This window comes from Vibrio sp. S457-15 (genome assembly GCF_000960545.1).
Classification (GTDB): domain Bacteria; phylum Pseudomonadota; class Gammaproteobacteria; order Enterobacterales; family Vibrionaceae; genus Vibrio; species Vibrio parahaemolyticus.
Window position 1 is genome coordinate 1 of record NZ_JYOQ01000023.1, and the last position, 385, is coordinate 385.

Sequence of the window (385 nt, forward strand, 5' to 3'; positions counted from 1 at the left end):
ACCCTGAGATGATGGTGTTTTTTGCCTCTGCACTGGCAAGAGACTATCAAGACTCAATGGATAACTATACTAAACGTTTGCTGCATCCCCTCACTTACGTCATTCCCTATGATCATCTCGTCCGTAATCAGGCGGATACGCTGCTTGGTGGCTTTGACAAAGTGAACCAAGCGGCGGAACGATTTGGTACATCAGGCCGTGTTTATCCACGCGAGGTCAAAAATTTTATCGGTAAAGGACTCATTGCAAAAAACGTACATGGCTTAGCGATCCTTGATGAAAAGGCGTAAAAAGCGGTCATACATTCGCACGAATAATTCAATTCGGGATTGAAATGATTGTCATTCATAAGCGCTTGAAATGGTTTAATATAAGATCAACGTAA

1 pseudogene is annotated in these 385 nt (G+C 42.6%); it reads left to right on the forward strand.

Features of this window, described 5'->3' with window-relative positions:
- Nucleotides 1-290 (forward strand): annotated as a pseudogene (locus UF05_RS02700) (Crp/Fnr family transcriptional regulator); the annotation flags it as partial.
- Between the last annotated feature and the right edge of the window lie 95 nt (nucleotides 291-385).